The organism is Marinicauda sp. Alg238-R41, from assembly GCF_947331485.1.
Taxonomy (GTDB): domain Bacteria; phylum Pseudomonadota; class Alphaproteobacteria; order Caulobacterales; family Maricaulaceae; genus Marinicauda; species Marinicauda pacifica.
Genome location: NZ_CAMZOJ010000001.1, coordinates 1,175,695 through 1,189,585, shown reverse-complemented (window position 1 = coordinate 1,189,585; position 13,891 = coordinate 1,175,695). Strand labels below are relative to the sequence as shown.

General features: G+C 65.6%; 15 protein-coding genes. 9 read left to right on the top strand and 6 right to left on the bottom strand.

Translation table 11 applies throughout. The features are described 5' to 3' along the window. The first annotated feature begins 82 nt into the window (after positions 1 to 82). From PGP17_RS05540 to ychF, 5 genes are all read left to right on the top strand, one after another. Entirely contained in the window at positions 83 to 415 is a 333-nt protein-coding gene (locus PGP17_RS05540) for an EF-hand domain-containing protein (protein ID WP_270374551.1), read from the top strand. Positions 416 to 632: 217 nt separating this feature from the next. Continuing rightward, a complete protein-coding gene (locus PGP17_RS05535) occupies positions 633 to 1,313 on the top strand; it encodes a 50S ribosomal protein L25/general stress protein Ctc (protein ID WP_135942977.1) in 681 nt (226 codons plus the stop codon). 93 nt (positions 1,314 to 1,406) lie between these two features. Beyond that, positions 1,407 to 2,009: an aminoacyl-tRNA hydrolase gene (gene pth / locus PGP17_RS05530; RefSeq protein ID WP_270374550.1), complete on the top strand. Its 603-nt coding sequence runs from the start codon at positions 1,407 to 1,409 to the stop codon at positions 2,007 to 2,009. Positions 2,010 to 2,181: 172 nt separating this feature from the next. After that, positions 2,182 to 2,469, top strand: coding sequence for a hypothetical protein (locus PGP17_RS05525; RefSeq protein ID WP_270374549.1), 288 nt, complete (start codon positions 2,182 to 2,184; stop codon positions 2,467 to 2,469). Positions 2,470 to 2,708: 239 nt separating this feature from the next. Continuing rightward, positions 2,709 to 3,806 (top strand): redox-regulated ATPase YchF, encoded by a 1,098-nt coding sequence (ychF, locus tag PGP17_RS05520; protein WP_270374548.1) that lies wholly within the window; start codon positions 2,709 to 2,711, stop codon positions 3,804 to 3,806. 26 nt (positions 3,807 to 3,832) lie between these two features. Here ychF and PGP17_RS05515 read toward each other — a convergent pair whose 3' ends face one another. After that, entirely contained in the window at positions 3,833 to 4,714 is an 882-nt protein-coding gene (locus PGP17_RS05515; RefSeq protein ID WP_135942973.1) for a formate/nitrite transporter family protein, read from the bottom strand. Positions 4,715 to 4,969: 255 nt separating this feature from the next. Between PGP17_RS05515 and PGP17_RS05510 the strand changes: the two genes are divergently transcribed. Then, a complete protein-coding gene (locus tag PGP17_RS05510) occupies positions 4,970 to 5,851 on the top strand; it encodes an enoyl-CoA hydratase-related protein (RefSeq protein ID WP_270374547.1) in 882 nt (293 codons plus the stop codon). 80 nt (positions 5,852 to 5,931) lie between these two features. After that, entirely contained in the window at positions 5,932 to 7,137 is a 1,206-nt protein-coding gene (locus tag PGP17_RS05505) for an MFS transporter (protein ID WP_270374546.1), read from the top strand. Positions 7,138 to 7,180: 43 nt separating this feature from the next. On the opposite strand, the gene PGP17_RS05500 is transcribed toward PGP17_RS05505, so the two are convergent. Beyond that, positions 7,181 to 8,080 carry a 23S rRNA (adenine(2030)-N(6))-methyltransferase RlmJ gene (locus PGP17_RS05500; protein WP_270374545.1) on the bottom strand — a complete coding sequence of 300 codons (900 nt, stop codon included), beginning with the start codon at positions 8,078 to 8,080 and terminating at the stop codon, positions 7,181 to 7,183. A gap of 301 nt (positions 8,081 to 8,381) precedes the next feature. Here PGP17_RS05500 and PGP17_RS05495 point away from each other — a divergent pair, with 301 nt between their 5' ends. Both PGP17_RS05495 and PGP17_RS05490 read left to right on the top strand, forming a co-directional pair. Then, complete coding sequence (locus tag PGP17_RS05495) at positions 8,382 to 9,902, top strand: S10 family peptidase (protein ID WP_270374544.1); 1,521 nt, start codon at positions 8,382 to 8,384, stop codon at positions 9,900 to 9,902. 139 nt (positions 9,903 to 10,041) lie between these two features. Beyond that, positions 10,042 to 11,220: an MFS transporter gene (locus PGP17_RS05490; protein ID WP_270374543.1), complete on the top strand. Its 1,179-nt coding sequence runs from the start codon at positions 10,042 to 10,044 to the stop codon at positions 11,218 to 11,220. 6 nt (positions 11,221 to 11,226) lie between these two features. On the opposite strand, the gene PGP17_RS05485 is transcribed toward PGP17_RS05490, so the two are convergent. The 4 genes from PGP17_RS05485 to PGP17_RS05470 all read right to left on the bottom strand — a co-directional run bounded on the left by PGP17_RS05485 (position 11,227) and on the right by PGP17_RS05470 (position 13,742). Further along, a complete protein-coding gene (locus PGP17_RS05485) occupies positions 11,227 to 12,105 on the bottom strand; it encodes a YihY/virulence factor BrkB family protein (protein ID WP_158291143.1) in 879 nt (292 codons plus the stop codon). Between the two features lie 114 nt (positions 12,106 to 12,219). Then, the gene (locus PGP17_RS05480) at positions 12,220 to 12,750 is read right to left on the bottom strand and encodes an adenine phosphoribosyltransferase (RefSeq protein ID WP_270374542.1); all 531 of its coding nucleotides are present in this window, start codon (positions 12,748 to 12,750) and stop codon (positions 12,220 to 12,222) included. A 122-nt stretch (positions 12,751 to 12,872) separates the two neighbouring features. Further along, positions 12,873 to 13,163: a hypothetical protein gene (locus PGP17_RS05475; protein WP_135942967.1), complete on the bottom strand. Its 291-nt coding sequence runs from the start codon at positions 13,161 to 13,163 to the stop codon at positions 12,873 to 12,875. 225 nt (positions 13,164 to 13,388) lie between these two features. Next, positions 13,389 to 13,742, bottom strand: a complete 354-nt coding sequence (locus tag PGP17_RS05470; protein ID WP_270374541.1) for a UrcA family protein — start codon at positions 13,740 to 13,742, stop codon at positions 13,389 to 13,391. Positions 13,743 to 13,891 lie beyond the last annotated feature (149 nt).

Here is a 13,891-nt window from a genome sequence, read left to right as displayed (position 1 = left end):
TGTCCGCCTCACACGTTGATCGGGGCACAGCCATCCGCACGATGGTGTGCGGCTGGCAGAAGTCGAACGAGGAGTCTGATTGATGAAACGTCTGACCATTATCGCCACCGCCGCCACGCTGGGTCTTGCCGGCACTGCCGCCCACGCCGACCACCACATGAGCGGCGACGAGCACGGCGCGTCCAGTGACGCCGCAGCCATGTTCGAATCTCACCTGCAGCAGGCCTTCCAGGCCATCGATACCGATGGCAACGGCTCCATCTCGCAGGAAGAATGGGGTAACTGGCAGGCCGATGACGGCTTTTATGCCGAGCGCTTCGACGAGTTCGACACCGATGATGACGACGGCGTCGACTGGGACGAATATCACGGCGCAGTCACCGCAATGTACGACACATCCAGCCTCGACCAGTAGGCTTCAAGCGTATAGACATGGCCTTGAAGAACCGGCGCGCCTGCTTCGCGCCGGTTTTTCACATGCCAGCCCGGTTGCGCGTGTTCGCGGGATCGGCTATTAGCCGCCGCTCGAAACGCGACGGGACAGGCCCGGCGCGCAACCGAAAGCCGCGGCACGTCCTTCCGGCGGGACCGCGGCATTCGCGTTTGAGATCGTATGTATAAGGACCGGACCGATGAGCGATATCGTTCTCTCCGTTGAAGTGCGCGAGCGCACCGGCAAAGGCGGCGCCCGCGAGTCGCGGCGCCAGGGCCGTGTGCCCGCGGTTCTCTATGGCGGGGGCCAGGACCCGGTCGCGATCAGCCTGAAGGCCAATGAAGTGGTCAAGGCGATCAAGTCCGGCAAATTCCTGTCCAACATGATCGAGATCGATCATGACGGCAAAAAGCAGTCCGTGCTGACGCGCGACGTGCAATTCCACCCGGTTCGCGACGAAGCGGTGCACATCGACTTCTACCGCGTGAACGAGCACTCGATGATCACGGTCGAGGTGCCGGTCCACTTCCTGAACGAAGAAAAATCTCCGGGTCTGGACCAGGGCGGCGTGCTGAACGTGGTGCGTCACACCATCGAGATCGATTGCCCGGCCGGGCGTATCCCGGACGCGATCGAGGTCGATCTGTCCGGCTACGAGATCGGCGACTCGGTGCACATCTCCTCGGTCAAGCTGCCCGAGAAGGTCAAATCGTCGATCACCGACCGTGACTTCACGATTGCCACCATCCAGTCGTCGCGCGCGCTCGTCGAGGAGGAAGCTCCCGACGAAGACATCGAGACCGAAGTCATCGAACAGTCCGACGACAGCGTCATGGAAGACGATGCCGAGGACGAAGCCAAGAAAGGCGACGACGAGTAAGTCGCGTCTCAATCGGGCTAGAGATAAAAGGGGCGGCCTGTTGCGAATTTCGCCGGCCGCCCTTTTTCTGTTTGGAAACCGGAGGCGTGAGCCATGCCGCTGATCGTTGGCCTGGGCAATCCGGGCGGGAAGTATGCGTTCAACCGGCATAATGCCGGCTTCCTGGTGCTCGAAGCCATCGCCCAGGATCACGGTTTCGGACCGTGGCGCGAAAAATTCCAGGGCCATCTCGCCGAGGGCCAGATCCAGACATCATCCGGTCCGAAGAAGGCGCTGCTGCTGCGCCCGCAGACCTATTACAACGAGTCCGGCCTGTCGGTGCGCGCGGCGGCCGAGTTCTACAAGATCGCGCCGGAGGAAATTGTCGTCTTCCACGACGAGATCGATCTTGCGCCCGGCAAGTTCCGCTTCAAGACCGGCGGCGGCCATGGCGGCAATAACGGGATGCGCTCCATCCTGGCCCATGTCGGACCGGGGGTGAAGCGCGGGCGGATCGGGATCGGTCACCCGGGTCACAAGGACAAGGTCACCGGCCATGTCCTGTCCGATTTTTCCAAGGCCGAGGCCGAGGAGTGGTTCGGCCCGATGCTGGATGCCATCACGCGCGCCCTGCCGCTGCTGGCGGAGGGACAGGAAGATGCCTTCCAGACCAAGGTGACCCATCTTGCTCCGGCACCCGGCGGCGACGCGGACTGAGCCTGCGCTGCAGCGTCGCAAGTGTCGCCAGGCCGTGTGCCGCGATCGGGCCGCATCCTGCCTTGAAATGACCCCGAAATGGTCATCGGCCCAGCGGGATCGCACATCACATTCGGAGCGTTGAGAGGGTGTCCGGTAACGACAGCCGGACGACCATATCGGAGAGTGAACGATGAAAACCCTGATTGCCGTTTCTGCCACCGCCCTGCTGGGCACCGCTGCGGCCATGGCTCAGGCCCCGGAGTTCGCCGAGGTCGACGCCGACGCCAATGGCGAAGTCACCCTCGCCGAGCTGCAGGACATCGCCCCTGACGCAACGCAGGACGATATCGACTCCTACGACATCGACGATAGCGGCACGCTGAGCGACAACGAATTCGTCGCCTGGTCCGTGAGCTATGATGTCGATGCCGAGGCGGAAAGCGACGTCGACGAACCGATGGCGCCGCAAAACCGCTAGACATCGCATTCGGGACCCAACCCCTCCCCCGGCAGTGGTCCCGACAGGAAAGCCCGAGCCTTCATCTGCTCCTCCCCCGAGTCCCTTGCGGCTCGGGCTTTTCGTTTTTGGGCCCCTCCTGAAACCTCGAGGCCAGGCCTGGGCATGTCCCGGCTGAGGCCCGCACAGGCAATGCCCTTCCCTTACCGGGCCCGGTTGGCCTATACGGCGCGCCTGAGCCAAGCTAGGAGACGCGCGTCATGGGCTTTAAATGCGGCATTGTCGGACTGCCGAACGTGGGCAAGTCGACGCTGTTCAATGCGCTGACGCAGACGGCGGCGGCGCAGGCGGCCAACTATCCCTTCTGCACCATCGAGCCGAATGTCGGCGAGGTGGCCGTGCCCGAACCGCGCCTGTTCAAGCTGGCCGAAATCGCCGGATCGGCGAACATCATTCCGGCGCGCATGAGCTTTGTCGACATTGCCGGGCTGGTCAAAGGCGCCAGCCAGGGTGAAGGCCTGGGCAACCAGTTCCTGGCCAATATCCGCGAGGTCGACGCGGTCGTGTACGTGCTGCGCTGCTTCGAGGACGAGGACGTGACCCACGTCTCCGGCAAGGTCGACCCGCTCGACGATTTCGAGACAGTCGAGACCGAGCTGATGCTGGCCGACATGGAGAGCCTGGAAAAGCGCCGCGCCAACGCGGAGAAGAAAGCCAAATCCGGCGACAAGGACGCCAAGGCCCAGATCGGCCTGATCGACCTGGCGCTGGAGCAGTTGCAGGACGGGCGTCCGGCGCGCCATGCCGAAGTGCCCAAGGACGAGCGGCGCGAATGGCGCATGCTGCAGCTTCTCACCTCCAAGCCGGTACTGTTCGTGGCCAATGTCGACGAGGAGAGCGCGGCGGGCGGCAATGCCTATTCGCGCCAGGTCCAGGAGCGCGCCGCGCAAGAGGGCGCGGCCTGCGTCGTCATCAGCGCCAAGATCGAGGCCGAGCTGGCCCTGCTGGATGCCGGAGAGCGCGAGGAATACCTGGAGAGCCTGGGCCTTGAAGAGCCGGGCCTGAACCGTCTGATCCATACCGGCTACGAGCTGCTAGACCTGCAGACCTATTTCACCGCCGGCCCCAAGGAAGCGCGCGCCTGGACCATCCGCAAGGGCTGGAGCGCGCCCAGGGCGGCCGGGGTCATCCATGGCGACTTTGAAAAAGGCTTCATCCGCGCCGAGACCATCGCGTTCGACGACTACATCGCCCAGGGCGGCGAGAGCGGCGCGCGCGAAGCCGGCAAGCTGCGCCAGGAAGGCAAGGAGTACATCGTCCAGGACGGCGATGTGATGATGTTCAAGTTCAACGTCTAGGACGTTCGCGTCCTAGCCTCCCCGCCCTAGATCATCTCGTCGCGCAGGCCGGTGCGCACCTCGTCGCGAATCTGCGCGTAGGCGAGCATGGCAAACAGGGCCGCGCCGCCGATCACATTGCCCAGAAGGGCGGGCAGGATGAACCCGACCGTCGCTTTGAGAAGGGTGATGTGGCCGTCCATGAGCAGGGTGAACGCCTCCGTCGCGCCGACCACGACGTGGGTGAAGCCACCCAGAACCAGGACGTAGATTACGCTTGAGATCAGCAGAAACTCGCTGCCCTTCGCGCTCGGCATCATCCAGACAAGCGCCGCGATGAGGAACCCGGCCGGCACCGCACGGGCAAAGACCGTGAGCCAGGGCTGGACCACGGCGTGTTCCGACACCCTGACGAGCGCATCGAAGATTCCCGGCTCCAGCATCGGCGTGAAGTTGAATACCGCCGCCGCGCCGAGCGCGCCGGCAATGTTGGCCGCAAAAACAATGGCCCACAGCCGGCCGACGCGGATCCAGTTGTCCTTCGAAAAGGCGGCGGCCAGTGGGAAGACGGCGGCGATGGTGTTCTCGGTAAAGAGCTGGAGCCGTCCGAAGATCACGATGAGAAAGCCGATCACATAGCCGATCGGGACCAGGAGCCGGGTCGGGGCACTGTCCGGCAAGGCGGCGGTGAACATCGCCGCCCCGGCCGCCGAGAGTGCCAGGGCCATGCCGGCCGCGACACCCGACCACCAGAGCGAGCTCGCCGGGCGGCGCAATTCCTCGGCGCCTTCGCGCCGCACGATCTCGAAAATGGCGAGCGCGCCGAGGCGCAGCCGCTCTTCCACTTCGCGCTCGGCCTTGCGTCCTTCCACGGTACTGCCTTCGGCAGCGTCCTGTTCTCGCTTCTTCGGACTGTCGTTGTCGGTCATGGAGGCTCCCGTGGAAACAGGCAGGACTGTCGCGTCGCCTGCACGACCACATACCCTACCCAGATTGAGCCATAACGCACATAGGCCGCAAAAGGTTGTTGGCCATGCCCTGGCGATGACAGTGCCCGCCGCGGCGGACACGATTGGCAGCTCGAGGCATGTGTTTGATTGCAATGGGAGGTCGGAGCCGGTCTACTTGCGCACAAGGTCCGGTAATGAAAGGACCGCCGAACGATAGCTTCCGGGGGGAAGACGATGAGCAAGCCGGCCTTTTCCACGATCGCGCTGGAGGTCAGCGACCAGATCGCGACCATCACGTTGAACCGCCCGGACGCGATGAATGCCTACACCCCGCACATGTGCACCGAGCTTTGCGACGCCTTCGACCGGACCGATGCCGATCCCGACGTGCGCGCCGTCATCGTGACCGGAGCCGGGCGCGCATTTTGCGCCGGCGCCGACCTCAGCACGGGCGCGGAGACGTTCAACGCCGTCGCGCACGCCGAAGAGGCGGGCGAATTCGACGAGACCGATCCGCGCTGGCGCGATACGGGCGGCATCCTCAACCTGCGCATCTGGAACAGCGAGAAACCGGTGATCGCGGCCATCAACGGCGCGGCGGTCGGCATCGGCGCAACCATGATCCTGCCGATGGATGTGCGCATCGGCGTGCCGGGCGCGAAGATGGCCTATCCCTTCGTGCGCCGGGGCATTGCCTGGGACGGGTGCGCAAGCTGGTTCCTGCCGCGTGTGGTGGGCATCGAAACCGCGCTGGACTGGTCCTTGAGCGGGCGCACCTTCCTGTCCGACGAAGCCCACCAGCGCGGGCTGATCGGCACCCTGGTCGAGCCTGACGTCCTGATGGAGACGGCACGCGAGCGCGCGCGTCAGTTTATCGACAATGTCGCGCCGGTCTCGGTGTCCATGATGCGCCACATGACCTGGCGCATGCTCGGGGCCAGCCATCCGATGGAGGCGCACCGCCAGGAAACGCGCGCCATCCTGCGGCGCGGCATGAGCGCGGACGCCCAGGAGGGCGTGATGTCTTTCCTCGAAAAACGCTCACCGGCCTTTCCCGGCCAGGTGCCGGACGATTATCCGCCGGGGTGGCCCTATGACAGCGAGCCGGATTATTGAGCCTGCCCCCCACCTCTAACACCCGACTGAACGCACCAGACCCCAAACGCCCGACGCTCCGCGTAGCCGAGCTGATTGCAATGGTCGGGGCGTTAATGGGGCTGAACGCGCTGTCGATCGACGTGCTGCTGCCTGCGCTGCCGGAAATCGGCCAGGCGCTGGGCGCGCCGGGCAATGATCGCCAGCTGGTCATCACCGCCTATGTGTTCGGCTTCGGCATCGCCCAGCTCGCCTTCGGGCCGATCGCGGACTCCATCGGCCGGCGCAGCACGCTGATGTGGGCGCTCGTCGGCTATGTGATCGCCACCGCGCTGTGCATGATCGCGCCCAGCTTTGCCATCCTGCTGGCCGCCCGTGCGCTGCAGGGCGCCGCGGCCGCGGCAACCCGCGTCGTGGCCATGGCGGTGGTGCGCGATCTGGTCTCCGGACGGCGCATGGCCGAAATCATGAGCTTTGCCATGACGGTCTTCATGGCCGCGCCGATCCTGGCGCCGGGACTGGGCCAGCTCATCCTGCTGGCCGGAAACTGGCAGGCCATCTTCCTGGTGCTGCTGCTGGGCAGTGCGATCCTGCTGGTCTGGATGGGACGGCGCCTGCCCGAAACGCTTAACCCGGAGGACGCGATCGCGGTCCGTCTCGGTCCGGCATTGCGCAATTACCTGCTCGCCGCCAGCAACCGCATGTCGCTGGGATACATGATCGCCAGCTCGCTCATCTTCGGTGCGCTCTTTGCCTTCATCGCCACGTCAGAACAGATCATCGCCGGCATATATGGGCTGGACGCCTGGTTCGGTGTCGCCTTCGGCGGCATCGCGCTCGGCCTGGCGGCGGTGACCATGACCAATGCGCGCATCGTGCGCCGCTTCGGCATGCGCAAGATCTCCCATGCCGCCCTGATAGGCTTCATCGTGGTGAACGGCGCGCACGCGCTGATCTCGCTTGCCGGGCCTGTGCCGTTCTGGCTCTACTACATCCTGCTGGGCTGCGGCATGCTGACCTTCGGCCTGATCGGCGCGAATTTTTCGGCCCTGGTCATGGAGCCGGCCGGCCGGCGGGCCGGAACGGCGGCCGCCCTCTACGGCGCGGCGACCTCCATCTCGGGCGCGGTGCTGGGCTCGCTCATCGGGCAGACCTTCGACGGGACGGTGACGCCCGTGCTGCTCGGCATGGTCGGGCTGGGGGCGAGCTGCCTGGTCGTGGTCCTGGTGACCGAGCGCGGCAAGCTGTTCGGAGCCACCCCGGACGAAGACGAGGACGGACAGGATGCCGGCGTCCGCCAGGGATAGCGATCCGGGAGCCCGGCCCAGAACTCGGCGCTAGAACTCGTCCCTAGAACTCGTCGACGGCCAGGCTGTCCTCGGTGATGCCGCCATCCAGGCGCCAGCCCGCATCCTCGTCGCGGGCAAACAGGTCGCACAGCCAGGGCAGGACGAAGAGCAGATCCTCCTCCAGCGTGAAGGGCGGGTTGACCACGAACACGCCGGCGCCGGAGAGCTTGCCCTCGCTGGCCGGGTCGCGCACCCAGAGGTCCGCGCGCAGGATCTTCTCCGGCTGCAGACCCTGCTCGGCGAGCAGCCATTCGGCCAGGCCCACATCGAAGCGCTCGGCGGCCCACATGTCCTTCAGCGGACGCCAGAAGATATAGGTCCCGGTGTCAAAGCGGGGGATGGCGTCGACCACCGCCTCGGCCATGTGCGCCATCTCGTCACGATGCTCGAACGGCGGGTCGACCAGCACCAGGCCGCGCTTCTCCTTCGGCGGCAGCAGGCTTTTCAGCGCGCGATAGCCATCGCGCTTTTCCACCTTCACCCGGCGGTCGGTCGCAAACAGACGGTCCAGCGTCACAGAATCCGCCTCCTGCAGCTCGCACAGATGCAGCCGGTCACTGCGCCCCATCATGTGCGCGGCAATCGCCGGCGAGCCGGGATAGGAGGTCAGCTCGCCCGTGCCCCCATTCAGCGCCCTGACCGTATCGAGATACGGCTTGAGGACGCGGTCGACCTCTTCGGGGCGCTCCGCCGCGAGCAGGCGGGCGATCCCGTCGCGCCATTCCGGGCTGCGCTGGGCCTCGCTGCCGGACAGGTCGTAACGGCCGATCCCGGCATGGGTGTCGATATAGGCAAACGGCTTGTTCGCCTTCTTGCCCAGATGCGCGAGACAGAGCGTCAACACGGCGTGCTTGAGCACGTCGGCGAAATTTCCCGCGTGGAAAGCGTGTCGGTAATTCATGGCTCTCCCATACAAGCCGGACCGCGAACCGCCAAGCCGGGCGCGACATGAAGACATGGTAATCTGTGCGTGCTGGCCCCGTCCCGGCGCGCCCTGTATGGTTTCAAGTGATTGATCCATCGGGAGGGGGAGCGGCGGCCTTGCCCGCATGGCAGCTCGCAGATTGCGACTGCCGGGACATGCGGGGCGCATCACCAAGCCCTTTGGCGATCCAGTCACGGAGCCGCGCCAGACACGGTCTGAGCGCGGAGTTCGGCTTTTCCAAGTGGAAAATCGGACATCATAATCGGGGAGTTACCTTATGAAACACATGATCGGGGCCGCATTGTCCGCGGTTCTCCTTGCCGGCGGCATCGCCACCGCGCAGGACGACACGTCCGCCACCGCCAATGCGGACATTCCAGAGGCGCAGTCCTGGGAAAGCACCGGCGAGGTGAATGTGCAGGGCGAGCGCGTGCGCTACCGCGTCGTGGCCGGCGAGACCTATCTGGAAGACGAGGACGGGACACCGACCGGGTCCATCTTCTCCACCAGCTATTTCCGCGATGGCAATTTTGATCCGCGCGAACGCCCGGTGGCGTTCATTTTCAACGGCGGGCCGGGCTCGGCCTCGCTCTGGCTGCACATGGGCGTTTTCGGCCCGCAGCGCGTCGTTCTGCCCTCCGAGGGCGGCGATGACGGCGCGGCCCCCTTCGACGTGCGCGACAACCCCGAAAGCCTGATCGGCGTCGCCGACATGGTCTTCATCGATCCGGTCGGCACCGGCTGGAGCCGGGCGCTGGGCGACACCGACCCGAAAGAGGAATTCTGGGGCGTGGAAGAGGACGCGGCCTCGGTCGCGGCCTTCATCCGCCGCTGGCTGACCGAGCACCGACGCTGGAACTCGCCGAAATTCATCCTCGGCGAAAGCTATGGCACCACGCGCGCCGGCGCCCTGATGGGCCAGCTGGAAGCGGGCTGGAACGACGTGTCGATCAACGGCATCGTGCTGATCTCCACCGTGCTCGACTTCAAGATGGATGCGACCGACAACGGCAACGATATCGGCTTTGTCGGCATCATGCCGGGCTATGCCGCGACGGCGTGGCACCATAACCGGGTCGACCGCAGCGCGTGGAATAACGACCGCGAGGCCTTCCTGAACGAGGCACGCGATTTCGCCAGCGACGTCTACCTGCCGGCCCTGACGCGGGGCAATAATATCGACCCGCAGCGCAAGGACGAGGTGATTGCCCGCCTGTCCGATTTCATCGGCCTGTCGGAGGATTATATCCGCCGCGCGAACATGCGCGTCACCCTGTCCAACTTCCGCGTCGAGCTGCTGCGCGACCAGGGCGTCTCGGTCGGCCGCTTCGACAGCCGCTTTACCGGCATGGAACCGGACGCCATCTCCGACCGTCCCGAAGGCGATCCCTCCGGCTATGGCATTGACGGGGCCTACACCGCGGCGATGCTGGACTATTACACCCGCGAGCTCGGCGTCGACATCCAGCGTCCCTACACGACGCTCGGCGGCGTGCGCGACTGGAACTGGGACGCGGGCCAGGGCGGCGGACGCAACTCCTACGTCAATGTCTCGCCCTGGCTTGAGCGGGCCATGCGCCAGAACCAGGACCTGCACGTGCTGGCCCTGAACGGTCTGTACGACCTGGCGACGCCTTTCTACGCCACCGAACTGACCCTGCAGCGTCCCGGCTATTCCGATCCGTCCCGGATCGAGCTGGAATACTATGACGCCGGCCACATGATGTATCTGCACCAGCCCTCCATCGAAACGATGGGCGAAGATGTGCGCAGCTTCATCCAGGCCCATGACGGCTAGGTCCAGCGCCTTTGCCTGAACGCGAAAGCCCCGGTCCAGCGCGGACCGGGGCTTTTTCGTGCGTTGACGCGACGCGTGCTGAGCGGACACCTTCTCACGCCACGGCGAACCCGATCCGGGGTCTGTCCGTTATTAGGGCATGACGCCTTTCCGGACGCTCTCGGCAGCCGGCTTCGCGGCGACGGCCATCACCTACGGGCCGGCGAGAATGGGCTTTGGCCTGTTCCTGCCGCAGTTCAAGCCGGCATTCTCGATGTCGACCGGGACAGCGGGCCTGATCTCAAGCCTCGGCTTCCTCTGCTTCGTTCTCGCACTCCTGGTCTCCCAGTTTATGACGTCGCAGCGCGGAGCCCGCCTGCCGGTCATCTGCGGCCTGATCGCAGCCACCGCCGGGCTGGCGATCATCGCGGCCGCGGCAAACCTGCCAGTGCTGTGCCTCGGCGTCATTCTCGCAATGTCGAGCGCCGGCCTTTCATGGACGCCGTTCAACGCCGCCGTTCATTGCAGCCTGGACGATGCCACGCGGCCGGCCGCGCTGTCCTTGATCAGCACCGGCACGAGTGTGGGTATCGTTGTGGCCGGAGCCTCTGCGCTGCTCCTGAGCGCCAGCGGGATTTCGTGGCGGCTCTGCTGGGCGGCGTTCGCACTCGCCAGTGCCGGCGCACTTCTCGCCAACTGGGCCGCGCTGCGCAGCGCCGGGACCACCGCCCGCGCACAAGACCCGCCCCGAAGCATCCGCGACCTCGTTCAGCCCGTCATTCTGCCGCTCCTGGGCACCGGACTGTGTTTCGGGACGACGTCGGCCATCTACATCACCTTTGCCGCGGACCGGATTGCCGGGGCCGAAGGCAGCGCGGGTCTTCCTGCCGGGATGGCCGCCGGCCTGATCTTCGTTGTGTACGGCGTGTGCGGACTGGCCGGCCTCTTCACGGGCCGCGTCAAGCGGCTGATCAATCTGGCCTGGTTGCTGCGCGGTCTCATGGGGATATCGGCGCTTTCTCTCGCGCTGATAGCGCTGGCCCCGGCAAGCTGGGTTGCGATCGTGCTCTCGGCCGGGCTTCAAGGCGTGTTCGTGATGATGACGAGCGCCGTCCTGGCCTTCTGGTGCGAACGGCTCTTCCCGTCCCTGCCCTCCGTCAGCTTCACGCTCGCCTTGCTTGTCGCGGGCACCGGCAGCGTCATCGGACCGGCCGTTGCTGGATTTATCTCCGACGCGCTGGGATGGATACCCATGTTCCTCGGCGCGGCAGCATTGCCGGGCGCCGCAGCGTTCGCGATCCAGCCAAGATTCCTCCAGGAACGTCCCGCGCCCGCCTGACCCGGCTCAGTCGGTCCACTCATGCGCGCCGCGATCGGTCGGCTCGAGCTCGGCGTTCAGCACCGCACCGAAGCACACGATGAAAGCGGACAGCCACATCCACATCATCAGAACGATGACCGATCCGATGGCGCCGAAAGTGGCGTTGTAATTGGCAAAGTTCGCCGCGTAGAGCGAGAAGGCCGTTGACGCGAGCACCCACAATACGGTCGCGCCGATGGCGCCCGGCGCCAGCCAGCGTACCGGCACATCGGGCCGGTGAGGCGCCCAGCGATAGATGGCCGACAACGCCCCGGCGAACAGCGCAATGGCCAGGATCCACCGCCCTGCCTGGATCAGCGCCTCGGTCCAGGCTCCCAGCTCGATCGCGTTGAGTACCGCCGGAATCGCCCCGATCAGGACCAGGGACAGCAGACCGTAGACAATACCGCCCATGGTGAACCCGACCGCAAGGAGGTTCTGCTTGATAAAGCCGCGCTCGTCGCTGGCCGCGTAGGCGATGTTCATGGCCGCGATGAGGGCGCGGGCGCCCTTGGTGGCGCTCCAAAGCGAAAAGAGGAGCGCGAAGATCGCCCCGGCAGTGAGGCCGCCGCTCGGTGCCCCTGCGACCTCGACGAGCTGTTCGCGCAGGATTTCGTACGCCTCTGCCGGCATGGCGCGGCTGAGCGGGGCGAGTTGCGTGGCGATGGCGTCGGGCTCGGCAAACAACCCCCAGATCATCACCGCCGCACCGATGGCGGGAAAAATCGCGAGAAAGCCGAAGAAGGCCACGCCGCCGGACACGAAGGACAGGTTGTCATTGGCGACATCGGCCACGGCGCGCAGCAGGCTGGCCGCATAGCGATTGTGCCGCAGCGGCGCCGGAATCCAGTCGGGAAGGGTCAAGCGCAGGCAAGCTCCTCGAAGTGACGGTCTCCTAGCGCGCCGGCCACCCGATGAGTTCCCGTCTGCAGTCGCCAAGCGGCATTGCAAGCCAGACACCGAGTACGCGAGCCAGACCTAATCGCCTTCGAAGCTCACCAGGCTGGTCACGGCAACATCCAGGGCTTCAAGCCGCCTGGCGCCGCCAAGGTCTGGAAGGTCGATTACGAAGGAACAGCCCACGATCTCGGCACCGGCCTGGCGCAGCAGGCGAATGGCCGCTTCCGCCGTCCCGCCCGTGGCGATGAGATCGTCCACGATCAGGACCCGCTCGCCGGGACGTACGGCATCGACATGGATCTCGACCTCATCCACGCCGTATTCCAGCTCGTAGGACTGGCCGATCGTGCGATAGGGCAGCTTGCCCTTCTTGCGCACGGGCACGAAGCCGACCGAGAGCTGGTGAGCCACGGCTCCGCCCAGAATGAAGCCGCGGGCCTCGATGCCCGCAACGCTGTCGATCTTCTTGCCTGCAAAAGGATGGACCATGGCATCGACGGCCGCGCGAAAGGCGCCGGCATCGCCGAGCAGCGTGGTCACGTCGCGAAACTGGATCCCCGGCTTGGGATAGTCGGGGATGGTCCGGATCGCGGCTTTGAGATGATCCATGGGCAGATGCTCCGCGGCTGGAGGAAGTCACAGCCGCGGAGCATCCAAACCCGTCTCGCCCGCGTCAAGGCCGCTCGCACGGCCGAGCCGGCAGGGCGCAGTGCGCCCGGTTACGCCTCGAGTTACGCCTCGGGCGCCGCGTCGAACTCGACCACGGTGTCGGTGGCCTGCGGCTGGACGCCGGCCAGCTGTTCGCGCTTCTCATCGGCCCAGACCGCGACGACGACCGCACGCGCGGCGTCCGCATCGGGATCCTCGACCGGTTCGAAGACCACGAGGCCGTTCGCATCGAGATAGAAGGTGTGGTCGCCGAACGCCTCGGTCAGCTGGCCAACCGCGGGTTCGTCGCTCGGAAGAGGCTCGGCGCCGAACTTGGATTTGATCAGCTCAGCTTGCGCATCGGTCAGTTTCATCAGGTCTTCCTTTTTCAATACCGGGGGCACGGCGCGGCTCGCGCCGACGACTGGCTGACGTACCGGACCCCGTTTCGTGTTCGACGACGCGCCCCCAGACCTAGCAGGCTCACGCCCGCATCCCAAATCCGCGGCTGCAGACACCCCCCAAGCGGACAATAAAAAACGGCGCGGTCCTTCCGGAGACCGCGCCGTTGAAGAGGCTGGTTTGGCAGGCTTGAGCGCCTAGTTCAGGGCCGTCGCGTAAGGGCGTGCCGACCGCGACTGGACCTGGTCATGGTAGCGCGACAGCTGCGCGTCACCGATGCGCTGGACGACGACGTCGACAACATCGGACTGGCACAGCGAGAGCGCGCCGGTGGTCTCGTAACCCTGCTGGATCAACGACCCGCAATAGCTCGCGGCCTCGTCGGAGAGCCGGGCGTAGACACGCGCGACGTCGCGCGTGGTCTGCAGGCTGACGGTCTCGACTGCGAAATCGAAGGCGGGGGCTTCCTGCGCCGCCGCGCTGCCCGTGGACAGGGCTGCGCCGGCCAGGCCGGCCACCAGGGTGGCTTTGATCAGATTGGTGCGTTTCATCTCTTCCTCCTTGGGGGAAGCGGTCGCCGTTTCATCGCGGCGAACTCTTCGTTGCGAGTGACAGATACGGACGCGTTCGACCCGGTCCTCCCCGGCCCTGTCCGCCACCGTATCCAATCGGGCTTGTTACATTTTCATCACCAGATTGT